This is a genomic window from Cellulomonas sp. P24, assembly GCF_024704385.1.
In the GTDB taxonomy this organism is placed as follows: domain Bacteria; phylum Actinomycetota; class Actinomycetes; order Actinomycetales; family Cellulomonadaceae; genus JAJDFX01.
Genome location: NZ_JAJDFX010000002.1, coordinates 349,336 through 374,249, shown reverse-complemented (window position 1 = coordinate 374,249; position 24,914 = coordinate 349,336). Strand labels below are relative to the sequence as shown.

Below are 24,914 nucleotides of genomic sequence, written 5' to 3'. Positions count from 1 at the left end.
GTGGAACCTGGGTGGGTGGTGGGTGTGGTCTGGCACGCTGTTGGGTCCTGAGGGATCCGGCTGTTCCCCGGGTGGGGGACGCAGGGTTGCTCGGGGCGATCTGCTTCGGTCCTTCGGGGTTGGGGTGGGTGGCTGCGCGGGTGTGCGTGGTCCGGGTGAACCGGTTCGGCTCCTTTGGGGGTTGGGTCAGGCGCCGGGGATCGCACGGTCCGCTCGTAGCTTGAGAACTGCACAGTGGACGCGAGCATCTTTGTAAGATTTTTGTGGCAAGTTTTTAAGGGCACAGGGTGGATGCCTTGGCACTAGGAGCCGAAGAAGGACGTTGTAGCCTGCGATAAGCCTCGGGGAGTTGGCAAACGAACCGTGATCCGAGGATGTCCGAATGGGGAAACCCCGCTGGAGTCATGTCCAGTGACCCGCACCTGAATATATAGGGTGTGTGGAGGGAACGTCGGGAAGTGAAACATCTCAGTACCGACAGGAAGAGATATTCCGTGAGTAGTGGCGAGCGAAAGCGGAAGAGGCCAAACCGATGGCGTGTGATAGCCGGCAGGCGTTGCGTGATCGGGGTTGTGGGACCTTTCAGTTGATTCTGCCGAGTCGACAGGGAGTCAGAAAGTCGCGTCATAGTCGAAGGGCATTGAAAGGCCCGGCACAGAGGGTGTGACCCCCGTAGACGAAATGGCGTGGCCTCCCGAGGGGGATCCCAAGTAGCACGGGACCCGAGAAATCTCGTGTGAATCCGCACAGACCACTGTGTAAGCCTAAATACTACCTAGTGACCGATAGCGGACAAGTACCGTGAGGGAAAGGTGAAAAGTACCCCGGGAGGGGAGTGAAATAGTACCTGAAACCGTGTGCCTACAAACCGTTGGAGCCTCCCTAGCAGGGGTGACAGCGTGCCTTTTGAAGAATGAGCCTGCGAGTTAGTGGTACGTGGCGAGGTTAACCCGTGTGGGGAAGCCGTAGCGAAAGCGAGTCCGAATAGGGCGATTCAGTCGCGTGCTCTAGACCCGAAGCGGAGTGATCTAGCCATGGGCAGGTTGAAGCGCGGGTAAGACCGCGTGGAGGACCGAACCCACTTGGGTTGAAAACCGAGGGGATGACCTGTGGTTAGGGGTGAAAGGCCAATCAAACTCCGTGATAGCTGGTTCTCCCCGAAATGCATTTAGGTGCAGCGTCACGTGTTTCTTGCCGGAGGTAGAGCTACTGGATAGCCGATGGGCCCTACAAGGTTACTGACGTTAGCCAAACTCCGAATGCCGGTAAGTGAGAGCGTGGCAGTGAGACTGCGGGGGATAAGCTCCGTAGTCGAGAGGGAAACAGCCCAGACCACCAGCTAAGGCCCCTAAGCGTATGCTAAGTGGGAAAGGATGTGGAGTTGCACAGACAACCAGGAGGTTGGCTTAGAAGCAGCCACCCTTGAAAGAGTGCGTAATAGCTCACTGGTCAAGTGATTCCGCGCCGACAATGTAGCGGGGCTCAAGCATACCGCCGAAGCTGTGGCATTCACGCATTAACCTGACTTCGGTCCAGGTGCGTGGATGGGTAGGGGAGCGTCGTGTGGGCAGTGAAGCTGCGGGGTGACCCAGTGGTGGAGCCCACACGAGTGAGAATGCAGGCATGAGTAGCGAAAGACGGGTGAGAAACCCGTCCGCCGAATGACCAAGGGTTCCAGGGCCAGGCTAATCCGCCCTGGGTAAGTCGGGACCTAAGGCGAGGCCGACAGGCGTAGTCGATGGACAACGGGTTGATATTCCCGTACCGGCGAAGAACCGCCCATGCCGAACCCGGTGATGCTAAGCGCCTGAAGCTGTCCGTATGTCCCTTCGGGGACGGTGATGGTGGAGCGCGCGACCCGAGCTGGTAGTAGGTAAGCGTATTAACAGGGGTGACGCAGGAAGGTAGCCCAGCGTGGCGGTGGTTGTCCACGTTCAAGGCTGTAGGGAGAGAGGTAGGCAAATCCGCCTCTCACATATCCTGAGAGCTGATGGTGAGCGCGAATGCGCGATATTGGGTGATCCTATGCTGCCAAGAAAAGCCTCGACGCGAGGTTCTAGCCGCCCGTACCCTAAACCGACTCAGGTGGTCAGGTAGAGAATACTAAGGCGATCGAGAGAATCATGGTTAAGGAACTCGGCAAAATACCCCCGTAACTTCGGGAGAAGGGGGGCCTGAGGCGTGAACCCACTTGCTGGGGGAGCGTTTGAGGGCCGCAGAGACCAGGGAGAAGCGACTGTTTACTAAAAACACAGGTCCGTGCGAAGTCGCAAGACGATGTATACGGACTGACGCCTGCCCGGTGCTGGAAGGTTAAGAGGACGGGTCAGCCGCAAGGCGAAGCTCAGAATTTAAGCCCCAGTAAACGGCGGTGGTAACTATAACCATCCTAAGGTAGCGAAATTCCTTGTCGGGTAAGTTCCGACCTGCACGAATGGCGTAACGACTTCTCCGCTGTCTCAACCGTGAACTCGGCGAAATTGCACTACGAGTAAAGATGCTCGTTACGCGCAGCAGGACGGAAAGACCCCGGGACCTTTACTATAGCTTGGTATTGGTGTTCGGTGCGGCTTGTGTAGGATAGGTGGGAGACTGTGAAGTCGGCACGCCAGTGTCGGTGGAGTCAACGTTGAAATACCACTCTGGTCGCTCTGGATATCTAACTTCGGTCCGTAATCCGGACCAGGGACAGTGCCTGGTGGGTAGTTTAACTGGGGCGGTTGCCTCCTAAAATGTAACGGAGGCGCTCAAAGGTTCCCTCAGCCTGGTTGGCAATCAGGTGGCGAGTGCAAGTGCACAAGGGAGCTTGACTGTGAGACTGACAGGTCGAGCAGGGACGAAAGTCGGAACTAGTGATCCGGCGGTGGCTTGTGGAAGCGCCGTCGCTCAACGGATAAAAGGTACCCCGGGGATAACAGGCTGATCTTGCCCAAGAGTCCATATCGACGGCATGGTTTGGCACCTCGATGTCGGCTCGTCGCATCCTGGGGCTGGAGTAGGTCCCAAGGGTTGGGCTGTTCGCCCATTAAAGCGGTACGCGAGCTGGGTTTAGAACGTCGTGAGACAGTTCGGTCCCTATCCGCTGCGCGCGCAGGAAACTTGAGAAGGGCTGTCCCTAGTACGAGAGGACCGGGACGGACGAACCTCTGGTGTGCCAGTTGTTCCGCCAGGAGCACGGCTGGTTAGCTACGTTCGGAAGGGATAACCGCTGAAAGCATCTAAGCGGGAAGCCTGCTTCGAGATGAGGTTTCCATGGGGCTTGACCCCGAGAGGCACCCAGCGAGACCACTGGGTTGATAGGCCGGATGTGGAAGTGAGGACTAACGACTCACGCAGCTGACCGGTACTAATTTGCCGACAACTTGACACACCTTTCAAGGTGCTACGCGTCCACTGTGCGGTTCTCGAGATACGATCGCGAACCGCGAATGAATATCTCCATAGAGTTACGGCGGTCATAGCGAAGGGGAAACGCCCGGTCCCATTCCGAACCCGGAAGCTAAGCCCTTCAGCGCCGATGGTACTGCACGGGAGACTGTGTGGGAGAGTAGGACGCCGCCGGACACCATTCAGAAATAGCCACCCCACGGGGTGGCTATTTCTGTTGTGGGGGCCCGGCGATGCGATGACCTGCACCCCTGCTCGGCACGCAGCTTGTCGCCATACCGTTCCTGGATGAGACGATGGCGTAGACAGTTCTATGAGGAGAGCACGAGTGGACTACGACAAGAAGCGCCCCCGTACGTCTGGCGCGCCTAGCACCGGTCAAGCCCGGTCGGCCGGCAGCGGCGCGGGGCGTGAGCGCAACTCGTCAGGTCGCAGTGCGATGCGGTCTGACAGCGCGGGCGCACGTGGCGGGGCCCAGCGTGCCGAGCGTGCGCCGTTCCGTCCTGCTGGTGAGCGGTCCGAGCGTGCGCCGTACCGTCCCGGTGGTGAGCGTTCCGAGCGTGCGCCCTACCGTCCTGCTGGTGAGCGTTCCGAGCGTGGAGGAGCCCAGCGTCCTGAGCGTGCGCCCTACCGTCCCGGTGGTGAGCGTTCCGAGCGTGCGCCCTACCGTCCTGCTGGTGAGCGTTCCGAGCGTGGAGGAGCCCAGCGTCCTGAGCGTGCGCCCTACCGTCCTGCTGGTGAGCGTTCCGAGCGTGGAGGAGCCCAGCGTCCTGAGCGTGCGCCCTACCGTCCTGCTGGTGAGCGTTCCGAGCGTGGAGGAGCCCAGCGTCCTGAGCGTGCGCCCTACCGTCCTGCTGGTGAGCGTTCCGAGCGTGGAGGAGCCCAGCGTCCTGAGCGTGCGCCGTACCGTCCCGGTGGTGAGCGTGCCGAGCGTGCGCCGTACCGTCCCGGTGGTGAGCGTGCCGAGCGTGCGCCGTACCGTCCCGGTGGTGAGCGTGCCGAGCGTGCGCCGTACCGTCCCGGTGGTGAGCGTGCCGAGCGTGCGCCGTACCGTCCCGGTGGTGAGCGTGCCGAGCGTGCGCCGTACCGTCCCGGTGGTGAGCGTGCCGAGCGTGCGCCGTACCGTCCTGCCGGTGAGCGTTCCGAGCGTGGAGGGGCCCAGCGTCCTGAGCGTGCGCCTTACCGTCCCGGTGGTGAGCGTTCCGAGCGTGCGCCCTACCGTCCTGCTGGTGAGCGTTCCGAGCGTGCGCCCTACCGTCCTGCTGGTGAGCGTTCCGAGCGTGGAGGGGCCCAGCGTCCTGAGCGTGCGCCCTACCGTCCCGGTGGCGAGCGTTCCGAGCGTGCGCGGTCGTCTGAGGGTGTGCGGCGAGAGTCGCGGCCCCCGCAGTCGGCGCGGACCGACGCACCGGCGCTCCCGGACGACATCCAGTTCTCAGATCTCGATCGGTCAGTCCGGGCTCGCCTGCGGACCCTGACCAAGGAAAACGCGGAGATCGTCGGACTTCACCTCGTAATGGCGGGGCGGCTGCTCGAGACCGACCCGGAGCGGGCGTACGAGCACGCGCAGGCAGCGGCGCATCGTGGCGGTCGCGTCGACGTCGTCCGTGAGGCCGCTGGGCTTGCCGCTTATCGGACTGGTCGGTATGCCGAGGCCCTACGTGAGCTCCGAACGGTGCGGCGTCTGAACGGCTCGTCCGAGCACCTGGCAATCATGGCCGACTGTGAGCGGGGGCTCGGACGGCCGGACCGTGCAGTCGCACTCGCAGGCTCACCGGAGGCAGAGGAGCTCGGTCCGGAAGCCCGGATCGAGCTGGCGATCGTCTTGAGCGGTGCGCGCCTCGACCTGGGCGAAGCGGAGGCGGCCGTCGCCGCGCTCTCCGGGACATCCGTGGAGGCTGCCAGCGGCGTGCAAGCGGTGCGTGTCGCGCAGGCACGAGCGGCAGCGCTCGAGGCCGCCGGTCGCACAACCGAGGCGGCGACGCTCTTGGAGGGCTTCACATCCGATGAGCTCGCCGAGGCGGCCGGCGAGGTCGAGGTCGACGACGAGATCGTCGTGTACGACCTCGAGCCCGATGAGGACGACTCGGCCGCGCCCGACGAGAAGGAAACCGGTCTGGGTGAAGACTCGGCGGCAGCGGATCCTGCATCGCGTGACGGTGCGGTCCTGTCTGATGATGCAGTCCGACCGACTGACACGCTCGAAGGTGAGGGCGGCGCGTGAACAGCACGCTGCTGGGATCTGACACCCCGCTGGCGGAGAAATACGATCTCGCACTCGTCGACCTGGACGGTGTGGCCTACCGGGGGCACGAGCCGATCGAGGGAGCAGCACCGGGCATCGCCGGTGCGAGAGCCTGCGGCATGCGGATGGTCTTCGTGACCAACAACGCCTCGCGGGAGCCGGAGTCAGTCGCGGCACAGCTCACGGGCCTGGCGATCCCGACCGAGGCCTCGGAGGTGATGACCGCCGCCCAGGCCGCAGCCGCACTCCTCACCCGTCGACTGTCACCCGGGCAGAAGGTGCTGGTGGTCGGCGGAGCGGGCCTCGTGACCGCCGTGCGCGCCGCTGGCTTCGAGATCGTGACATCCGCCGACGACGGGCCCGATGCGGTGGTCCAGGGCTTCGCCCCGGAGCTCGGATGGGCGAACCTTGCCGAAGCCGCCTACGCGGTGGAACGGGGCGCCTGGTTCGTGGCGAGCAACCTCGACCTCAGCCTCCCCACCGCGCGTGGCTTCGCCCCAGGTAACGGCGCGCTGGTCGGCGCGGTCCAGGCGGCGACGGGCGTCGTGCCCGACAGCGCAGGCAAGCCCTCTCCGACGATGTACCGGCTGGCCATCGAACGAGCCGGGGCACGCTCGCCGCTAGTCGTCGGCGACAGGCTCGACACCGACCTCGCCGGCGCCAGGGCCGGGGACCTTCCGGGCCTGCACGTCCTGACCGGCGTGAGCCGTGCGCGCGACGACATCCTCGCGGTGCCTTCCGAACGCCCGCACTACATCGGTGCGGACCTGACGAGTCTGCTCGTCCCGCACGAGGCCCCGATGCCCGCAGGCGACGGGTGGTGGCGCTGCGGAGACGCCGCGGCGCGGGTCGTCAACGGCGCGCTTGAGCTCGACCCGGGATCATCGAGCGACGTCGAGGCACGTGTCGACCTTGTCCGGGCCGCCTGCGGCGCAGCCTGGGCGGCCGTCGATGCCGGAGAGACCCTTGATCCGGGCACCGTCCCGGAGATCGTTGTGCACAACGCGTGATGGTGCTCGGTGTCCCGGTAGCGTGGTCGAGCAAAGCGCTGGTGCGCCTGCATGAGAGTCACCCGTTCCGAGTGGGAGGACGATGAGCACGGTGATGCACGAGGGTGACGAGGAGCGCGCCTCGACGGGCGACCACGCCGTTGACGAGGCCCTCACCCGGCTCGATGAGCTGTCGGCCGCGGTCGTCAAGGATCACGTGGCCGTGTACGAGTCGATCCACTCCGTCCTTCAGGATCGGCTCGCCGACACCGAGGCGTGACCGGTGACGACTGAGGGACGGCTCGACGTGGAACTCGTGCGTCGCGGGATGGCGCGGTCTCGGCGGCACGCGGTGGAGCTGGTGGCTGCCGGACGAGTGACGGTCGACGGCGTCCCGGCGACGAAGGCGTCGTCCGGCACGCGCGCGGACCAGGAGCTCCAGGTCCGGGACGACGACCGTGACCCCGGTTACGCCTCGCGCGCCGGGTTCAAGCTTGCGGGCGCGCTCGATGAGCTCGAACGACGGTGGGGTCTCGAGGCACCGAGCCCCCGTGATCGGATCTGTCTCGACGCCGGGGCGAGCACCGGTGGCTTCACCGACGTCCTGCTCCGCCGAGGCGCCCGGCACGTCGGCGCGGTGGACGTCGGCCACGATCAGCTTCTCCCCGTGCTCCGAGACGACCCACGGGTCGAGGTGCGTGACGGGGTGAACGTCCGGACGCTCGTCGCCGGCGACATGGACCCCGCCCCCACGCTGGTTGTCGCCGATCTCTCGTTCATCTCGCTGACCCTGGTGGTCCCCGTTCTGCGGGCCGTCGCGGCACGCTCCGCCGAATATCTGCTCATGGTCAAGCCTCAGTTCGAGGTCGGGCGTGAGAGATTGGGGTCGACCGGTGTGGTGCGCTCGCCTGCGTTGCGGCACGCGGCAGTGGGTGCCGTCGCCAGGGCAGCAGTGGCCGAGGGGCTCGAACCGCGCGACGTCGTCACGAGCCCGCTTCCAGGTCCGAGCGGCAACATCGAGTACTTCCTCTGGCTGAAGGAGCGAGCATCTGTGTCGGCAGGCGGCGGGCCCGGTGACGACGCCATCCGGGCGATCATCGAGCGAGGCATCGGAGGCGGCAGCGACATGACCCGGACCGGCGGGGACGACGCATGACGCGGCGCGCACTCGTGGTGACCCATACCGGTCGTGAAGACGCCGGCATCGCGACCGACGAGGCGGTGGCCGAACTCGAGGCCGTCGGCATCGAGCCTGTCCACGAGATCGACTGGGCGGACGGGATCGACGGTCTCGAGTTCGCCGTGGTGCTCGGCGGCGACGGTACGCTCCTGCGCGCAGCGGAGATCACCCGCGGGACAGGCATCCCCCTGCTCGGCATCAACCTGGGACATGTCGGTTTCCTCGCCGAGAGCGAGCGCGATCACATCGGAGCAGCCGTGCGACGTCTGGCTGCCGGGGACTACGAGGTCGATGAGCGCGGGACGCTCGACGTGCGGACGCTGCTGCCCGGGGACGGCGCGCCGATCATCGGCTGGGCCGTCAACGAGGCGACGGTCGAGAAGCGTGAACGCGCCAAGATGGTGGAGGTCGCGATCGAGGTCGATGGGCGCCCGCTGTCGTCGTTCGGCTGCGACGGCGTGGTCATGGCCACGGCGACGGGATCCACCGCGCACGCGTTCTCCGCCGGCGGACCGGTGGTCTGGCCCGATGTCGACGCCATGATGCTCGTCCCGCTGTCGGCACACGCACTGTTCGCGCGCCCGCTCGTCGTGGGCCCCGGCAGCGTGCTCGCCGTCGAGCTCCTCACACGGACGGGCAGTGCCGGGGTCCTGACGTGCGACGGTCGTCGCCAGACCGACCTCCCGGCCGGGACGCGCGTCGAGGTACGCAAGGGGGCCGTTCCGGTCAGGCTCGCACGCATGACGAGCGCGCCGTTCACGGATCGGCTCGTGAGCAAGTTCGACCTTCCGGTGATCGGGTGGCGAGGACGTGCGGCGAACCGCCGCAGGACCGCTCGCGGGCACGAGGGCTGAGCCGTGCTCGAGGAGATCCGGATCGAGAACCTCGGCGTGATCACGAGCGCGCACGCGCGACTCGCGCCTGGCCTGACCGTGATCACGGGAGAGACGGGCGCGGGCAAGACCATGGTCCTCACCGGGCTCGCCCTGCTGCTCGGGGGGCGGGCGGACCCGGGCGCCGTGCGCGCCGGCTCGGCGTCGGCCAGCGCCGAGGGGCGGGTGAGGGTGGACGCTGACTCACCGGTGCTCGCACGTGCGCGGGACGCCGGGGCCGAGCCCGACGACGACGGGGGACTGATCCTCGTGCGCACGGTGGCAGCCGAAGGGCGCTCGCGTGCCTTCCTCGGCGGACGCAGCGTGCCGCAAGCGGTCCTCGCCGAGCTCGCCGACGACCTCGTGACAGTACACGGGCAGGCCGACCAGGCACGGCTGCGATCCCCGGCACGGCAACGTGAGGCGCTCGACGCCTTCGCCGGCGACGAGCACCAGGGAGAGCTTGCGGAGTACCGCGAGACGTGGAACGAGCGGGCGCAGCTCCTGAAGGAGATCGACGAGCTGACGTCACGCCGCGACGACTTCGAGCGCGAGACGGCCCTGCTGCGGCATGGGCTCGACGAGATCGAGCGCGTCTCGCCTCAGCCGGGTGAGGACATCGAGCTCGCGGCGGAGGCGGAACGGCTCGGCCACGCCGAGGACCTGCGAACCGCCGCCGCGCTCGCACACACGGCCCTCGCCGGGTCGGACGACGGTGCCGAGGGCGTCGCGGCGATGCTGCTCGTCGAGGCCTCGCGCCAGGCACTCGAGCACGTAGCCGGGCACGACCCGGTGCTCGCCGAGCTGGCGCAGCGTCTGGCCGGGATCAGCTACGGCATCGGAGACGTGTCCACGGACCTCGCGCGCTACCTGGACGACCTCCAGGCGGACCCACGTCGCCTCGACGCGGTGCAGCACCGACGGGCCGAGCTCGGGTCGCTCATGCGCAGCTACGGCGCCGACGTGTCCGAGGTGCTCGCCTGGGGGGCCAGAGCAGGGCTGCGCCTGCTCGAGCTCGAGAGCGGCGACGAGCGGCTCGCGCGGGCCACGGAGCGGCGTGACCGGGTCGAGTCGCGCCTGGTGGCGCTCGCCGGCTCGATCAGTAGGCGGCGTCAGACCGCGGCCGAGCTGCTCGCGTCGGCGGTCACGGAGGAGCTCCACGGACTGGCGATGGCTGGGGCGTCGCTCGAGGTCACGGTCGAACCGGCTCCCGAGCCGGGGCCGTGGGGCAGCGACGTCGTCGAGATGCGGCTGGTCCCGCACCGTGGGGCGCCGGCGCGCCCGCTGGGCAAGGGGGCATCAGGCGGCGAGCTGTCCCGCGTCATGCTGGCGATCGAGGTGACGTTGGCCACAGCGCCGTCGTCCGGGGCGAGTCGACCGCCGACGTTCGTGTTCGACGAGGTGGACGCAGGGGTCGGCGGTCGCGCGGCGCTCGAGGTCGGGCGGCGGCTCGCCGCTCTCGCGCGAGGGTCGCAGGTCGTGGTCGTGACGCATCTGGCTCAGGTCGCCGCGTTCGCCGAGCACCATCTGGTCGTGACCAAGTCCCGGGCCGATGGCGGCGACGTCGTCACCGACTCCGACGTCCGGCAGGTCGAGGGTGAGGACCGTGTCCGCGAGCTCGCCCGGATGCTCTCCGGGCAGGAGGACTCTGAGGCGGCACGAGCGCATGCCGCTGAGCTCCTCGAGCAGTCCAGCATGGGACGATGACCTGCGATGAAACTCAGCCTGCGCCGACACGAACCGGTCCCGACCGAACCCGGTGTGCACGGACCCGCCCGGGTCGACCCGCGGACGAAGTCGCTCACCAAGCGGCTGATGCCCGGCGACATCGCGGTGATCGACCATCAGGACATCGACCGGGTCTCAGCCGAGGCGCTTGTGACCTGCCGGCCCGCAGCCGTGCTCAACGCCGCACGCTCGACCTCGGGGCGCTACCCGAACCTCGGGCCTGAGATCCTCCTCGAGGCGGGCATCCCCCTGGTGGACGACCTCGGACCCGATGTGATGTCCCTGACCGACGGGCGGCTCGTGCGAGTCCTCGACGGGGCGGTGCACGTCGACGGGCAGCTCGTCGCCGAGGGGGTCGTGCAGACGCCCGAGACGGTCGCAGCCAATCTCGAAGAGGCCCGCGCCGGTCTGTCCGTCCAGCTCGAGTCCTTCGCGGCGAACACGATGGACTACCTGCGCCGCGAACGGGACCTCCTGCTCGACGGTGTCGGTGTGCCCGACATCACGACGCCGATCGACGGTCGGCACGTCCTCGTCGTCGTGCGCGGCTACCACTACAAGGACGACCTTGCGACACTGCGGCCGTACATCATCGAGTACCGGCCCGTGCTGATCGGCGTCGACGGAGGTGCCGACGCGATCCTCGACGCCGGCTGGACACCGGCGCTGATCGTCGGAGACATGGACTCGGTCTCCGACAAGGCGCTCACCTGCGGGGCGGAGATCGTGGTCCACGCGTACCGGGACGGTCGGGCCCCGGGCCTCGAGAGGGTCGAGAAGCTCGGCGTGCCGCACGTCCTCTTCCCCGCGACGGGGACGAGCGAGGACGTGGCGATGCTGCTCGCCGACGACAAGGGCGCCGAGCTGATCGTGGCGGTCGGCAGCCATGCGACGTTGGTCGAGTTCCTCGACAAGGGGCGGTCCGGGATGGCCAGCACCTTCCTGACACGGCTGCGCGTCGGCAGCAAGCTCGTCGACGCGAAGGGTGTCTCACGGCTGTACCGTCAGCGGATCTCCAACAAGCAGCTGTCGCTCCTCGTCCTGTCGGGACTGGTCGCCCTCGGCGTCGCGCTGTCGGCCACCTCCGCCGGGCAGACCCTGTTCGGGCTGACCGGAGCACGGTTCGATGACCTCTTCTCCTGGGTCGGCTCGCTCTTCGGAGGCGTGTAGTGCCGACCCGCCTCACCACTGATCGAGAGACTGCACCGTGATCGACTTCCGCTACCACATCGTCTCGCTCATCTCGGTCTTCCTCGCGCTCGCCGTGGGCATCGCGCTCGGTGCCGGCCCGCTCAAGGAGACGATCGGGGACACGCTGACGGGTCAGGTGGCGCAGCTGCGCACCGAGAAGGACGCCCTGCGGGGCGAGCTCGACACCGCCAACGGGTCGCTCAAGGACGCGCAGGCGTTCCTCTCGGCCGCCTCGCCCCAGCTCGTCGGAGGCACGCTCCCAGGGCGTCGCGTGGCGCTGGTGCTCCTCGGACAGACCGACCAGACGATCACCGACGCGATCACGGCGCAGCTCAAGGCAGCAGGCGCGAGCGTCAGCGCCCAGGTGCAGGTGACGGACACCTGGACCTCGAGTGGTGAGTCGACGTTCCGGCAGAAGCTCGCAGGAACGCTCACGACGTACCTCGACCCGGCCCCGGCGGACAACGCCACCGTGGAGACCCAGCTCGCCGAGGCGCTGGCGCAGTCACTGACCGGCGCCAACCCCTCTGCCCCGAACACCTTGTCCGAGTCGGCCGGGATCGTGCTCCAGCTCCTGGTCAAGGGGAAGCTGGTCACCACCACCGCCGACGTGACGGCGCCGGCCGACGCGATCGTCGTGCTGGCCGGTCCGATCTCGACGAGCAGCGACCCGCTGGCGACCCCGGACCCGACGGAGGTCACGACCGCGGAGATGGACATCGCCCGGGCCGCCCAGGCCCGGTCGGAGGGTGCGGTGATCGTGGGCGGCTCGGTCAAGCAGGGGCTCGTGACGGACATCCTCGCCGACAGCACCGTGTCGAGCCGGCTGACGACCGTCTCGGACGGTCACGAGGTCGTCGGCCAGATCTCGGTGCCCCTTGCGCTCAACGCCAGGATCGGCGGGGTGAACGGTCACTACGGGACGGGAGCCGACCTGACGCCGATCCCGACCACCGTCAAGCTCGAGCCCGTCGACAGGACACCCGTCCCGACCGGGAGCACCGGGGCGACGACCCCGTCCTCGACAGGTGCCACGGCTCCGTCGTCGCCAGGTGCGGCGGGATGACGGACCCGGCACGGTCCTGGCTCTGCGGAGCCGTCGGCGCCGGGTCGACGACCGCGGTGACTCGACTCGCGCTCGAGAGCGTCCTCCGGGGCGGTGGTGACCGGTGGACCCGGACGAACCACCGCGGAGCGCCCGTGAGCCTGCTCGAAGGGCCTGCAGTGGCCGCCGGGTTGCTCGCAGGCGGGGTCCTCGAGGCACCGAACCGTCGTGGTGCTCTCGCGGTCGCGAGCGCGACAGTCGGCGCCGCCGTGCTCGGCCTCGTCGACGATCTCGGTGAGGCCTCTGGCGACCGGGCCAAGGGGCTTCGCGGGCACCTGGGTGCGCTTCGCCGGGGTCGGCTCACGACCGGGGGGCTCAAGGTGCTCGGGATCGGTGCATCGAGCCTGATGGCAGCGGTACTTGCGACACCGCGCCCACCGTCTGGCCGCCGCCTCCCGTGGGCGGTGGACGTCCTGTCGTCCGGGGCGCTGATCGCCGGGTGTGCCAACCTCGTGAACCTGTTCGACCTCCGGCCCGGACGTGCCCTCAAGGTGGCGGTGCTCGTATCGGCGCCGATCGCGCTCGCCGGCCGAGACGGCGCCGGGGTCGCGGGCGCCGTGCTGGGTGCGGCCGCCGGGGCGGCGAAGGCAGATCTCCACGGCACCGACATGCTCGGCGACGGGGGAGCGAACGCGATCGGAGCCGCCCTCGGCACCGCGGTCGTGCTCGACACTCCGCGCAGCGTCCGGTGGGGTCTGCTCGCCGGTGTCGTCGCGTTGACCCTCGCGAGCGAGCGGGTGAGCTTCACCGAGGTGATCGCCCGCACGCCCGTGCTCCGGGCCGTCGACCACTGGGGTCGCCGTGACTCCGAGGTCCACCAGGACGCGTCCCGCGGCGCCGTCGGATGAGCGGGTGGTGAGGTTCGCGCAGCGCCGCGTCGGCGCCGGCCTCGCCGGTGCGGCGGCGCTCATCGCCGCGATCACCCTGCTGAGCAGGGTGGTGGGCTTCGGGCGGTGGATGGCGCAGTCGTACGGCGTCGGGGCCAGCGCGACGGGCACCGCGTACGCCACGGCGAACCTCCTCCCGAACGTCCTGTTCGAGGTCGTCGCAGGCGGAGCGCTCGCCGGCGCCGTCGTGCCACTCCTTGCCGCGCCGCTCGCACGACGCCTACGGACCGAGGTCGACCGGATCGCCTCTGCCCTGCTGACGTGGGCCGTCGCGCTCCTGGTGCCGACGGCCGTCCTCCTCACCGTCTTCGCGCGCCCGATCGTCGGTCTCCTGTACCAGCCTGGTCCGACCACCGATCCCGCGGTCGCCGCCCAGACGACCGACCTCGCCGTGTCGCTCGTCGCCGTGTTCGCGCCTCAGGTCGTCCTCTACGGGATCGGCGTCGTGCTCACCGGGGTGCTCCAGGCGCAGCGACGGTTCAGCTGGCCTGCCGCCGCGCCGCTCGCCTCCAGTGCGGTGGTCATCACCACCTACCTCGTGTTCCGGCACCTCGCCGTCGGGTCGACCCGTGACCACCCTGGTGAGCTGTCGGCATCGGCTGTGGCCTGGCTCGGGTGGGGAACGACGCTCGGAGTGGCGGCGATGAGTCTTCCGCTCCTCGCACCCGTGCTGCGGTCGGGGCTCCGTCTGCGCCCGACGTTCCGTTTCCCACCAGGGGTCGGGACGCGGGCGAGGAACCTCGCGTTCGCCGGACTCGGCGGTCTGGTCGCGCAGCAGGTCTCGGTCCTCGTGACGGCCAAGCTCGCGAACGACGTCGGTGGTCTCGGCACCATCAACCTGTTCATGTACTCCCAGGCCGTGTACCTGCTTCCCTATGCGGTCCTCGCCGTTCCCCTCGCGACGGCCGCCTTCCCCCGGCTGGCGGAGCACGCCGCGACGGGTGACCGCGAGCGCTACGGGCAGCTCGTGTCGGTGAGCACCCGCGGGGTGCTCGCCGTCTCGATGCTCGGAGCAGCCGTGCTCATCGCCGTGGCCCCGGCGGTCGCGGCATTCTTCGGGACGATCGACGCGAGCCGGGATCCTGCGCTCGTCGCCCACATGAGTCCGACCCTGACGCTCCTGGCACCGGGGCTCCTGGGCTACGCCCTGATCTTCCAGCTCTCGCGGGTGCTGTTCGCGCTGGAACGCGGGCGAGCAGCGGTCAGCGCCGTCGCCACGGGATGGTTCACCGTCGCCGTCGCCTCCATCGTGGGGGTGCGGCTCGCGGCACCGACGTCGGGCGATCCGGGCGGAACCCTGCGGGGGCTCGCGGCAGGCAACTCGGTCGGGATGCTCGTCGCCGGTGTCGTCCTGCTGATCGTCGTGCGGCGAGCGGCGGGACGCGACGCCATGACGGGGATCACCCGCACCGTGGCCGTGACGCTCGTCGGTGCCGTCGTCGCAGCAGGTGCAGGGCGGTGGGCCGAGGGTCGGTTGCAGGACGCGTGGGGGACCGGGGCGGCGGCGTCGGTGTCCGCCGGACTCGTCGCCGCGACGGTCGCGGTCCTGGTGATCGGTACGGTGGTGGTCGTCGGCGACCGGTCGCTGATCCGCGCGGTACGGCGCAGCGGCCATTCGGACGAGGTGCGCTCTCGCGGTGAGGAGGTCACTCGTGGGTGAGAACCCCCAGCACGTGCTCCAGGTGCTCGGCTCCAGCTCCGGAGGCGTTGCGCGCCACGTCGCCCAGATCAGCGCCGCGCTCGCGGCCGAGCCGCCAGACGGCCCAGGTGCTGTCGTCAAGGTGGCAGGTCCCGCTGCCCTGGAGGGGCAGATCGCGCCCGCCGACAGCCGGGTGACCTACCGTGCCATCCCCCTGGGCCCGCGACCTGGACCACGGGACGTCGAGGTCACACGACGGCTGCGCGCGCTGGCTGCCGGGGCTGACGTCGTGCACGCGCACGGGCTACGTGCCGGTGCGGCGGCGGTGCTGGCCGTCGCCGGGCTACGGACCGAGGACCGCCCATGGGTCGTGGTGACGTTGCACAACCGACCCGTCGGCGGCCGGGGGGTCAGGACGGTCGCGACCGCGCTCGAGCACCTGGTCAACCGCCGTGCCGATGTCGTCCTCGGCGTCTCGGCGGACCTGGTCGAGGGGGCGCGTGAGCGGGGTGCGCGACGTACCGAACGGGCGTTGGTCCCGGCACCGGCGCGCCCGCCGGTCGGTCGGACGGCGTCGCAGGTGCGTGCCGACCTCGGGCTCGAGCCGGATGCCGCCCTCCTCGTCACGGTGGCGCGACTCGCCCCGCAGAAGGGCATCGACATGTTGTGCGACACCGCCGGCCTGCTCAAGGACCGCGTCGCCGCGGGAGACCTGCCGGAGCTCAGCCGGCTCGTCTGGGTCGTCGCAGGTGACGGCCCGCTCCGTGAGCATCTTGCAGCACGGGTTGCCGCTGAGGACCTCCCCGTCGTCGTCCTGGGTCGCCGCGACGACGTGCCGGACCTCCTCGCGGCCGCCGACCTGGTCGTCAGCACCGCCGTGTGGGAGGGACAACCCCTCTGGCTGCAGGAAGCGCTCGCTCTCGGTGCGGCGGTCGTCGCGACGGACGTCGGGGGGGACGAGCGAAGTCACCGCTGACGGCGCCGCACTCGTCCCCGCAGCGCGTCCGGGTCACCTCAGTGCGCGGATCGTGCACCTGCTCACCGACGAGCCACGGCGAACCGCTCTCGGTGAGGCGGCGATCGAGCGGGCACGTGAGCTCCCGACGATCGGGGACGTCCTGGCCCAGCTGGCGGCCGTCTACGAGCCGCTCCCGGACCGCAGGTGAGCTGCCGGAGGCCCATGACGTGCACCGCCCTGCGGCAGGTCGCGACCGCTCGCTCGACGGCGGGTCCGGTCCAGAGCGTCGCAGACGTCCGGTAGAGTGAAAGCCCGTGGCAGAGCGCGCAAATCGACTCTCCGGGCGGTCGGACAATTCGACCCGGCACATCTTCGTCACCGGAGGCGTCGCCTCCTCTCTTGGCAAGGGCCTCACGGCATCCAGCCTGGGACGACTCCTGCGATCGCGTGGCCTACGGGTCACGATGCAGAAGCTCGACCCGTACCTCAACGTCGACCCTGGGACCATGAACCCGTTCCAGCACGGTGAGGTCTTCGTCACCGAGGACGGTGCCGAGACGGACCTGGACATCGGGCACTACGAGCGGTTCCTCGACGTCAACCTCAGCGCACCGGCGAACGTGACGACGGGGCAGATCTACTCGAGCGTGATCGCCAAGGAGCGCCGCGGCGAGTACCTGGGCGACACCGTGCAGGTGATCCCGCACATCACCGACGAGATCAAGGCCCGCATGCGCGCGCAGGCCGACCCGGCAGTCGGTAGCGCACCGGACGTCATCATCACGGAGATCGGTGGCACGGTCGGCGACATCGAGTCTCTTCCGTTCCTGGAGGCGGCACGCCAGGTGCGTCACGACCTCGGTCGTGACAATGTCTTCTTCCTGCACGTCTCCCTCGTCCCGTACATCGGGCCGAGCGGCGAGCTCAAGACCAAGCCGACCCAGCACTCGGTCGCGGCACTTCGCTCGATCGGCATCCAGCCCGACGCGATCGTCCTGCGCGCCGACCGGGATCTTCCGGAGAGCACCCGGCGCAAGATCGCCCTCATGTCCGACGTCGACGTCGAGGCCGTCATCGCTTGTCCCGATGCCCCGAGCATCTACGACATCCCGCGCGTGCTGCACTCCGAAGGCCTGGACGCGTACGTCGTGCGACGTCTCGACCTGCCCTTCCACGACGTCGACTGGGAGGCCTGGGAACAGGTCACCCATCGCGTCCACCACCCGGTCCACGAGGTCGAGGTCGCGCTCGTCGGCAAGTACATCGACCTCCCGGACGCCTACCTCTCGGTCAGCGAGGCGCTGCGGGCGGGTGGGTTCGCGAAGAACGCGAAGGTCGTGGTCCGGTGGGTCACCTCGGACGACTGCCAGACACCGGACGGCGCGCAGCGTGCGCTCGGTGGGGTCGACGCGGTGCTGATCCCCGGCGGCTTCGGCGTGCGGGGGATCGAGGGCAAGCTCGGTGCGCTTCGCTGGTCGCGCGAGAACCGCGTGCCGACGCTCGGGATCTGCCTCGGGCTCCAGTGCATGGTCATCGAGTACGCGCGGAACGTCATGGGGCTCGCGGAGGCATCGTCCTCGGAGTTCGACCCCGGTACCCCGATCCCGGTCATCGCGACGATGGCCGAGCAGCTCGCGTACGTCGACGGCGACGGGGACCTCGGCGGGACGATGCGGCTCGGAGCGTACGACGCCGTACTCGCACCCGGGTCCGTGGTCGCGGCCGCCTACGGCTCCGAGCACGTGTCCGAGCGGCACCGCCACCGCTACGAGGTGAACAACGCCTACCGCGAGGAGCTCGAGGCCTCGGGCCTGGTGATCTCCGGGGTGTCACCCGACTCGTCCCTGGTCGAGTTCGTCGAGCTCCCGGCGGAGGTGCACCCGTACTACGTCGCCACGCAGGCCCACCCGGAGTTCAAGTCCCGTCCGACCCGTGCGCATCCGCTGTTCGCCGGGTTGATCGGGGCAGCGCTGGACGTCAGGGTGGCAGCTGCCACCGCGACGCCGGCGACGATCTGAGTGGAGCGCGCACCGACGCAGCGAGAAGGGCTCAGCACCGGCGAGCTCCGGGACGTCGTGGCGGCGCGTCCGGCAGGGGGTCGTGACCTGCTCCACGACGGCATGATCTGGGACGTCGTCGCGGAGCAGGTCGATCTCGGTGACGGGGGAGGGTGCGACGGGAGTTCATCGACCACCCCGGCGCGGTGGCGGTCATCGCGATCGACGACGAGGACCGGCTGCTGCTCCAGCGGCAGTACCGGCACCCGGTCGGTCGCGAGCTGTGGGAGCCTCCTGCCGGCCTGCTCGACGTCGACGGCGAGCCTGCGCAGATCGCCGCGGCACGAGAGCTCGCGGAGGAGGCCGATCTCGTCGCGGACCGCTGGGACGTGCTGGTGGACTACTTCACCTCGCCCGGCGGGAGCAACGAGGCGATCCGGATGTTCCTCGCACGGGGCCTGCACGAGGTGCCGGTGCACGAGCGGTTCGCCCGTGAGGCCGAGGAGCTCGAGATGGAGCCGCGATGGGTGCCGCTGGACGACGCCGTGGCGGCCGTGCTCGAGGGGCGCGTGCACAACCCGTCGGCCGTCGTCGGGATCCTTGCCGCGCAGGCGGCGCGGGCCACGGGATGGACGGCGCTGCGACCGGTCGAGACGCCGTGGCCCGAGCGTCGTCACCCCGGCGACGTGCCCGGGCCGGCGTTCCAGGCCTGACGCGGGGTTCTCGCGACTGGTTCGCTCTTCAGCGGCTCGTGGAGACCCGGTACTGGGCGTTCGCGAGAGGGATGAAGATCACGAGGATCGCTGCGGACCAGATGAGGGTGTAGAGAGCCGGGTGCTGCAGTGCCCACGCCGTCGGTTCCGGCGTCCCGGGCTGGATGTTGCCGAAGAGCTCGCGTGCGGCCTGGGTCACCGCTGACACGGGATTCCACTCGGCGAAGCGCTGGAGGGCCGACGGGAGCGTGCTCAGGGGCACGAACGTGTTCGCGATGAACGTGAGCGGGAAGATCACGATGAACGAGGCGTTGTTGACGACCTCCGGGCTCGGGACGAGCATGCCGATCCAGGCCATGATCCACGAGATGGCGTAGGCGAAGACGAGCAGTACCCCGTAGCCGGTGAGCGCGTCGAGGAACGAGCCGCGGATCCGCCACCCGACCGCCAACCCGGTCAGCGACATCACGACGAGCACGATGACGTTGTTGATGACGTCGGACAGGGTGCGGCCGGTCAGGACCGCCGACGGCGCCATCGGCAGCGAACGGAACCGGTCGATGATCCCCTTCTTGACGTCCTCGGCGAGGCCGGCGCCGGTGATCGTCGCCCCGAAGATCACGGTCTGGGCGAAGATCCCTGCGATGAGGTACTCGCGATACGCAGAGCTGCCGCTGCTCCCGCTGATCGTCCCGCCGATCGCCCCGCCGAACACGTAGGCGAACAGCAGCACGAACATGATCGGCGACAGCACGGTGAAGACCAGGAGGTCCGGCACGCGCTTGATCTTGATGATGTTGCGCTTCGCGACGACATGCGCGTCGGCGATCACGTGCGGGATGGTCATCGGGCCGTCTCCTTCTCCGTGGCGGACGGGTCGTCGGTACCGGCAGTGCCGTGCCCGGTGAGGGTGAGGAAGACGTCGTCGAGGGTCGGTCGGCGCAGCCCGACGTCGTCGATCCCGATACCGGCGGCGTCGAGCCGTCGGAGGGCGTCGGTGAGGGCGCTCGCGCCGCCGCTCACCGGCATGAGCAGGGCGTGGCGGTGGACGTCGAGCGTCGGGCTGGCGAGGCCGAGCGGAGCGAGCAGCGTGCCGGCCTCGGCGAGGCGTCGACCGTCGTTCACCGTGATCTCGAGCCGTTCACCGCCGACCTGGGCCTTGAGCTGGTCCGAGGTGCCCTGGGCGATGATCCGCCCGTGGTCGATCACCACGATCTCGTCGGCGAGGACGTCGGCCTCCTCGAGGTACTGGGTCGTCAGCAGCAGCGTGGTGCCGCCGGACACGAGCGTCTGGATGACCTCCCACATGTCGATCCGTCCCCGCGGGTCGAGCCCCGTGGTCGGCTCGTCGAGGAACAGCACCGGTGGCCGTGCGACCAGGGCGCCGGCAAGGTCGAGGCGTCGACGCATCCCACCCGAGTAGGTGCGGGTGGGGCGGTTCGCCGCATCCTCGAGCTTGAAGTCGGCGAGCAGCTCCCGGGCCCTCTCGCGACTCGCTCGCCGGCCCAGGTGATAGAGCCGTCCGATCATGTCGAGGTTCTCGTAGCCGGTCAGGTACTCGTCGACGGCCGCGTACTGGCCCGACAGGCCGATCCGCCGTCGCACGCCGGCCGGGTCCTTCCGGAGGTCGACGCCGGCGACGTGGGCGCGACCGGCGTCCGGGTGCAGCAGGGTCGCGAGGATGCGGACCACGGTCGTCTTGCCGGCGCCGTTCGGCCCGAGAAGTCCCAGCACCGATCCCGTCGGCACGGCGAGATCGATGCCGTCGAGCGCGGTCACCGACCCGAACCGCTTGACGAGTCCCTCGGCGTTGATCGCGTGACGGGTGGCGCCCGTCGTGGCGGTGTCGTGGTCCATGGGTCGAGGCTAGGGCGAGGGTCCGACACCCGCGAGGCGGCCGACGGTCGACCGTTCACATGATGTTCACAGGCCACGCCTGGCCGATCGGGTTGACCCGCTGCGCCGTGATGCCGATATCGAGGAGGTGACAGGTTCGTTCGCGCATCCTCGGGGCCACGACAGGAAGCTCCCGCTCTTCCCGTCGCCATGGCACTACGCGCTGTTCCTCGGCCTGGCGTCGGCGATGTGCCTGATCTCGGGGGTCTGGCCGCTGACGCCCTCCTCGATCGTCGAGGTCTGGCGGACGGCCGCAGGGATCTTCGCCGCGATGGCGCTGGGGATGGTCCTGCTCGGGCGGGTGCCGGGGGTGCGCCACGTGGTGGTCGTGGTGTCCGTCGCCACCGGTGCGGTGCTGCTGGCGGCGTGCCAGACGGTCGAGGGCCTCGTCCTCACGAGCCTCGGGCTCGTCGTCGCGAGCCAGTTCGCGGCGTACGCCTACCCGTTCCGCCAGCTGCGGGTGGTGATCCCCGGGATCGTCGTGGCGCTCACCGTGGGCATGCTGGCCTCCCCGGTGCCGTTCGCCCCGACGGTGTGGGTCGTCCTGGTCACGACGGTCGCGGTCAGCGCGGGCACCTTCGGCTACCTGCTCGAGCTGCTCCGCTGGAGCTCGACCACGGACGACCTCACGGGGGCCCTCACCCGACGTCTGTTCCAGCAGATGCTCGAGAGGGAGATCGACCAGGTCCGGTCCGAGGGGGGTGCGCTGTGCGTCGTGGCGGTGGACCTCGACGCGTTCAAGCACCTCAATGACACGCACGGCCACGCCGCCGGTGACGCGGCACTGGTGCGGCTGGTCGACTCGTGGCGGCAGGTGCTCCACGGGCGCGACGCGATCGCCCGGACCGGCGGGGACGAGTTCGCCGTCCTGCTGACCGAGGCCGACGAAGCGCGCGGCGCTGCGGTCGTCGCGACCGTCCGTGCCCTGACCGACGTCCGGTGGAGCGCGGGGGTGGTGTGTCTGCGTTCGGCGGACCACGGGACGATGGTCCGCGTCGTGGGCTCAGCGGGGGGCACAGAACCGGCAGGAGACGATGGCCCGGTGGGTGACGAGGGTCGGTCGGGCGGGATCCCGGCGGGCGACCTCGACGCGGAGGCCCTGCTCGCGCGGGCGGACGACCAGCTCTACCGTGCCAAGGCCCGCGACCGGCGCCGCCGCCACGACGACGCGGTCAGCGAGATCCGCTCCGCACCCTCAGTGTGGTGACGAACCACGTGACCGCGACCGTGAGCAGGGCAGCGGCGACCATGTGGACACCGACGAGCAGGGCCGGCAGCCCGGTCGCGTACTGCACGTAGCCGATCACCCCCTGGGCCAGGGTGAGGGCGAGGAGCACGAGTGCCGAGCGACGGGTCTCGGCCGGCGCGTGCTCCCGCCGAAGGGCGACGAGGATCGCTGCCAGCACCACCAGGAACACCCAGACCGCACCGGCATGCACCTTGGCCATCGCGGCCGGGTCCACCGCGAACCGGTAGCCGACCACCGAGTCGCCGGAGTGCGGCCCGGAACCGGTCACGACCACGCCGAGAGCGAGGACGACGACCGTCGCGACCACGAGCGCACGCGACATGACCACGATCAGCGGTCCGACGACAGGGCGGGGGGTGCCGTCCTCGCGCCGGTGACGCCGGACCAGCACGGTCGATGCAGCGACGAGCGCCATCGAGATCAGCAGGTGACTGGCGACGATCGCCGGGTTGAGCTTGACGAGCACGGTGATCCCGCCGATCACGGCCTGCAGCAGGACGCCGGCGAGCGGCACGAGCCCGAGGAGCCGGTACGAGCGGGCGCGCTCCCGTCCGGACCAGACGGCGACGGCGACGAGCAGCGAGATCACGAGGAGGATCCCGGTGATCATCCGGTTCCCGAACTCGATGGCTGCGTGGTACGAGGCGGCGTCGACGTGCATCGGGGTGAAGTGGCCCGGCTCGCACTGAGGCCACGTCGAGCACCCGAGTCCGGAGGCGGTGAGCCGCACGGCGCCTCCGGTACCGATGATCACGACCTGCGCGACGAGATTGGCGACCAGGACCGGGAACGTCCAGCGGGTGGGCCATGTGCCCCACCGGGCCCGCCACAGCGCCCGGCGGTTGCCGTGCGACGAGTCGGGGACCTGGACGGGGGCTGGGGGCGTGCTCACGGGAGACACCGTAGTCGGGGAAGCAGGGCGCAGCCGCCGCATCGTGACGGTGCTGGCCCCGGACCGGCCCACGTGCAGATGGTCAGTGCCATCGGAACAGTCGACCCGCACCCCAGGCGAGGCCCGCGGTCCACGCGACGAGGACGGCCACCGAGGCGAGCGGGAGGCTGCCGTGCATCAGGGCGCCGCGCAGGCACTCGCCGAGCGCACCCGACGGCAGCAGGAGCGCGAGGTGCGCCAGGACGCCCGGGAGCCTGCTCGCCGGGACCACGATGCCGCCGCCGACGGCGAGGAGCACGAGCACGAGGTTCGCCAGGGCGAGGACGCCCTCGGCCCGGAGCGTGCCGGCGATCAGGAGAGCCAGGGAGGTGAACGCCGCGGTCCCGAGCAGGATCCCGATGACGGCGACGACCACGCCGCTCGTGACCGGGTGCCAGCCGAGTCCGAGCGCCACCGCGCCGATGACGACGACCTGGACGACCTCGACCGCGAGCACACCGAGGGCCTTACCCGCGAGGAGTCCGCCGCGGCCGAGGGGCGTGGTGGCCATGAGGCGGAGCACGCCGTTGCGTCGGTCGAATGCAGTGGCGATGGCTTGCGACGTGAACGACGTGCTCATGACGGCGAGCGCGATCACCCCGGGCGCGAAGAAGTCGATGCGGGTCGCCCCTGCGGTCCCGATCTCGATCACCGAGCTCCGGGTGAGGCCGACGAGGACGAAGATCGGCATGACCAGCGTGATGAGCAGCTGCTCGCCGTTGCGCAGGATCATCTTCATCTCGAACCCGGCCTGCGCGAGGACGCGGCGCGGCGCGGGCGCTGGCGCCGAGGTGGCGGCCAACGGTGCGGCGCTCATCGCAGGCTCCTTCCGGTGAGGTCGAGGAAGACGTCCTCGAGGGTGCGGCGACCGATGCTCAGACGGCTGACGAGGACGTCGTGGGAGGCGCACCAGCCCGCCAGCGCGGCCACCGTCGCCGGGGTGATGGGGCCGTTCACGGTGAAGTCGCCATCGCCCTCGTGCTGCACGCGGTGCTCGCCGCCGGGCTCTTGCCTCGCGTCGTCGGACAGTGCGCGCGCGAGCGACGCCGTGTCGAGGTCCGGCACGGCGGAGAAGCGGAGCGTGCTGTCGTCGACCGCGCTCGTGAGCTCGCGAACCGACCCGCGCGCGATCACCGCACCTCCGTCGACGATCACCACGTTGTCGGCGAGGTCCTCGGCCTCGTCCATCAGGTGGGTCGTGAGCACGATGCTGACCCCCTCGGACCGGAGCTCGCGGACGAGGTCCCACACCGCGTGGCGGCTCTGCGGGTCCATCCCGGCGCTGGGCTCGTCCAGGAACACGAGCTCGGGGCGGCCGATGATCGCGGCGGCGAGGGCGAGTCGTTGACGCTGCCCCCCGGACAGCCGTCGCACCGTGGTCCGGGCGAACGAGGTGATGCCGAGCCGTTCGGCGAGCGGGCCGACGTCGAGCGGTGTCGCATACATGGACGCGAGGTGGCGGAGCATCTCGAGCGGACGTACGCCGGTCGGCAGCCCACCGTCCTGGAGCATCACACCGACGCGAGGTCGAAGGGCGCGGGCGTCGCGCTGCGGGTCGAGCCCCAGGACCCGCACGGTTCCGGAGTCGGGGACGCGGAGCCCCTCGCAGCACTCGATCGTCGTCGTCTTGCCGGCTCCGTTCGGTCCGAGGACCGCGGTCACCTGTCCGGCGGGGGCGGTCAGGTCGAGTCCGGAGACGACCGTGCGACCGCTGTAGCCCTTGACGAGTGCATGGATCTCGACTGCAGGGGGGCGCGACACGGGGGAGAGTCTAGGCACGCCTGCTGTCAGCGGGGCCCAGGTCCCGGCTCAGGGCTACCTGCGACGCGCGGCCCGGTCGGAAGTGAGGGTGACCTTCCTTGCGTGGGACTATATTGGCAACAACTATGTTGCCTATATCGAGGGCGATCAAGTCCCGGCGGGTCCTCGGGCCCGGAGAGACCGCAGTGG

Annotated in this window: 20 protein-coding genes, 2 rRNA genes and 1 pseudogene; 18 read left to right on the top strand and 5 right to left on the bottom strand. The window is 69.4% G+C overall.

What is annotated here, in order from left to right:
- Window positions 1–264 precede the first annotated feature (264 nt).
- The 17 genes and pseudogenes from LJB74_RS01860 to LJB74_RS01780 all read left to right on the top strand — a co-directional run bounded on the left by LJB74_RS01860 (window position 265) and on the right by LJB74_RS01780 (window position 18,888).
- Window positions 265–3,370: ribosomal RNA gene (locus LJB74_RS01860) — 23S ribosomal RNA — on the top strand.
- A gap of 77 nt (window positions 3,371–3,447) precedes the next feature.
- Window positions 3,448–3,564 (top strand): 5S ribosomal RNA (gene rrf, locus LJB74_RS01855).
- 311 nt (window positions 3,565–3,875) lie between these two features.
- Complete coding sequence (locus LJB74_RS01850) at window positions 3,876–4,862, top strand: hypothetical protein (RefSeq protein WP_259306935.1); 987 nt, start codon at window positions 3,876–3,878, stop codon at window positions 4,860–4,862.
- Between the two features lie 347 nt (window positions 4,863–5,209).
- Complete coding sequence (locus tag LJB74_RS01845) at window positions 5,210–5,608, top strand: hypothetical protein (RefSeq protein WP_259306934.1); 399 nt, start codon at window positions 5,210–5,212, stop codon at window positions 5,606–5,608.
- Window positions 5,605–6,639, top strand: a complete 1,035-nt coding sequence (locus tag LJB74_RS01840; RefSeq protein WP_259306933.1) for an HAD-IIA family hydrolase — start codon at window positions 5,605–5,607, stop codon at window positions 6,637–6,639. Before LJB74_RS01845 ends, LJB74_RS01840 begins: the two co-directional genes overlap by 4 nt.
- 82 nt (window positions 6,640–6,721) lie before the next feature.
- A complete protein-coding gene (locus LJB74_RS01835) occupies window positions 6,722–6,898 on the top strand; it encodes a hypothetical protein (RefSeq protein ID WP_259306932.1) in 177 nt (58 codons plus the stop codon).
- Between the two features lie 3 nt (window positions 6,899–6,901).
- On the top strand, window positions 6,902–7,774 hold the full coding sequence (locus LJB74_RS01830) for a TlyA family RNA methyltransferase (protein ID WP_259306931.1): 873 nt from the start codon (window positions 6,902–6,904) through the stop codon (window positions 7,772–7,774).
- The gene (locus LJB74_RS01825; RefSeq protein ID WP_259306930.1) at window positions 7,771–8,652 is read left to right on the top strand and encodes an NAD kinase; all 882 of its coding nucleotides are present in this window, start codon (window positions 7,771–7,773) and stop codon (window positions 8,650–8,652) included. The genes LJB74_RS01830 and LJB74_RS01825 overlap by 4 nt, the downstream gene beginning before the upstream one ends.
- A gap of 3 nt (window positions 8,653–8,655) precedes the next feature.
- Window positions 8,656–10,377, top strand: coding sequence for a DNA repair protein RecN (gene recN, locus LJB74_RS01820; RefSeq protein WP_259306929.1), 1,722 nt, complete (start codon window positions 8,656–8,658; stop codon window positions 10,375–10,377).
- A 6-nt stretch (window positions 10,378–10,383) separates the two neighbouring features.
- Window positions 10,384–11,568: a putative cytokinetic ring protein SteA gene (steA, locus tag LJB74_RS01815; protein WP_259306928.1), complete on the top strand. Its 1,185-nt coding sequence runs from the start codon at window positions 10,384–10,386 to the stop codon at window positions 11,566–11,568.
- A 37-nt stretch (window positions 11,569–11,605) separates the two neighbouring features.
- Entirely contained in the window at window positions 11,606–12,655 is a 1,050-nt protein-coding gene (locus LJB74_RS01810) for a copper transporter (RefSeq protein WP_259306927.1), read from the top strand.
- Entirely contained in the window at window positions 12,652–13,542 is an 891-nt protein-coding gene (locus LJB74_RS01805) for a hypothetical protein (protein WP_259306926.1), read from the top strand. The genes LJB74_RS01810 and LJB74_RS01805 overlap by 4 nt, the downstream gene beginning before the upstream one ends.
- 7 nt (window positions 13,543–13,549) lie before the next feature.
- The gene (murJ, locus tag LJB74_RS01800; RefSeq protein ID WP_259306925.1) at window positions 13,550–15,241 is read left to right on the top strand and encodes a murein biosynthesis integral membrane protein MurJ; all 1,692 of its coding nucleotides are present in this window, start codon (window positions 13,550–13,552) and stop codon (window positions 15,239–15,241) included.
- Window positions 15,234–16,196 (top strand): glycosyltransferase family 4 protein, encoded by a 963-nt coding sequence (locus tag LJB74_RS01795; RefSeq protein ID WP_259306924.1) that lies wholly within the window; start codon window positions 15,234–15,236, stop codon window positions 16,194–16,196. Before murJ ends, LJB74_RS01795 begins: the two co-directional genes overlap by 8 nt.
- Before the next feature lie 52 nt (window positions 16,197–16,248).
- Window positions 16,249–16,386 carry a hypothetical protein gene (locus LJB74_RS01790; protein WP_259306923.1) on the top strand — a complete coding sequence of 46 codons (138 nt, stop codon included), beginning with the start codon at window positions 16,249–16,251 and terminating at the stop codon, window positions 16,384–16,386.
- Between the two features lie 106 nt (window positions 16,387–16,492).
- Entirely contained in the window at window positions 16,493–18,196 is a 1,704-nt protein-coding gene (locus tag LJB74_RS01785; protein ID WP_259306922.1) for a CTP synthase, read from the top strand.
- 102 nt (window positions 18,197–18,298) lie between these two features.
- Window positions 18,299–18,888: pseudogene (locus LJB74_RS01780) on the top strand (NUDIX domain-containing protein).
- 28 nt (window positions 18,889–18,916) lie between these two features.
- Here the strand turns inward: LJB74_RS01780 and LJB74_RS01775 are convergent.
- On the bottom strand, window positions 18,917–19,735 hold the full coding sequence (locus LJB74_RS01775) for an ABC transporter permease (protein WP_259306921.1): 819 nt from the start codon (window positions 19,733–19,735) through the stop codon (window positions 18,917–18,919).
- Complete coding sequence (locus tag LJB74_RS01770; protein ID WP_259306920.1) at window positions 19,732–20,745, bottom strand: ATP-binding cassette domain-containing protein; 1,014 nt, start codon at window positions 20,743–20,745, stop codon at window positions 19,732–19,734. Before LJB74_RS01770 ends, LJB74_RS01775 begins: the two co-directional genes overlap by 4 nt.
- Window positions 20,746–20,872: 127 nt before the next feature.
- Here LJB74_RS01770 and LJB74_RS01765 point away from each other — a divergent pair, with 127 nt between their 5' ends.
- Window positions 20,873–21,991, top strand: a complete 1,119-nt coding sequence (locus LJB74_RS01765) for a GGDEF domain-containing protein (RefSeq protein ID WP_259306919.1) — start codon at window positions 20,873–20,875, stop codon at window positions 21,989–21,991.
- Here LJB74_RS01765 and LJB74_RS01760 read toward each other — a convergent pair.
- From LJB74_RS01760 to LJB74_RS01750, 3 genes are all read right to left on the bottom strand, one after another.
- Window positions 21,957–22,925, bottom strand: a complete 969-nt coding sequence (locus LJB74_RS01760; RefSeq protein WP_259306918.1) for a heme A synthase — start codon at window positions 22,923–22,925, stop codon at window positions 21,957–21,959. The genes LJB74_RS01765 and LJB74_RS01760 overlap by 35 nt on opposite strands.
- 82 nt (window positions 22,926–23,007) lie before the next feature.
- Window positions 23,008–23,781: an ABC transporter permease gene (locus LJB74_RS01755; RefSeq protein WP_259306917.1), complete on the bottom strand. Its 774-nt coding sequence runs from the start codon at window positions 23,779–23,781 to the stop codon at window positions 23,008–23,010.
- Entirely contained in the window at window positions 23,778–24,725 is a 948-nt protein-coding gene (locus LJB74_RS01750) for an ABC transporter ATP-binding protein (protein ID WP_259306916.1), read from the bottom strand. Before LJB74_RS01750 ends, LJB74_RS01755 begins: the two co-directional genes overlap by 4 nt.
- Between the last annotated feature and the right edge of the window lie 189 nt (window positions 24,726–24,914).

Bases quoted from the DNA above. Each gene is read 5' to 3' on its own strand.
- LJB74_RS01835 (WP_259306932.1), top strand. From the start codon at position 6,722: ATGAGCACGGTGATGCACGAGGGTGACGAGGAGCGCGCCTCGACGGGC.
- LJB74_RS01825 (WP_259306930.1), top strand. From the start codon at position 7,771: ATGACGCGGCGCGCACTCGTGGTGACCCATACCGGTCGTGAAGACGCC.
- steA (WP_259306928.1), top strand. From the start codon at position 10,384: ATGAAACTCAGCCTGCGCCGACACGAACCGGTCCCGACCGAACCCGGT.
- LJB74_RS01805 (WP_259306926.1), top strand. From the start codon at position 12,652: ATGACGGACCCGGCACGGTCCTGGCTCTGCGGAGCCGTCGGCGCCGGG.
- LJB74_RS01775 (WP_259306921.1), bottom strand. From the start codon at position 19,735: ATGACCATCCCGCACGTGATCGCCGACGCGCATGTCGTCGCGAAGCGC.
- LJB74_RS01770 (WP_259306920.1), bottom strand. From the start codon at position 20,745: ATGGACCACGACACCGCCACGACGGGCGCCACCCGTCACGCGATCAAC.
- LJB74_RS01755 (WP_259306917.1), bottom strand. From the start codon at position 23,781: ATGAGCGCCGCACCGTTGGCCGCCACCTCGGCGCCAGCGCCCGCGCCG.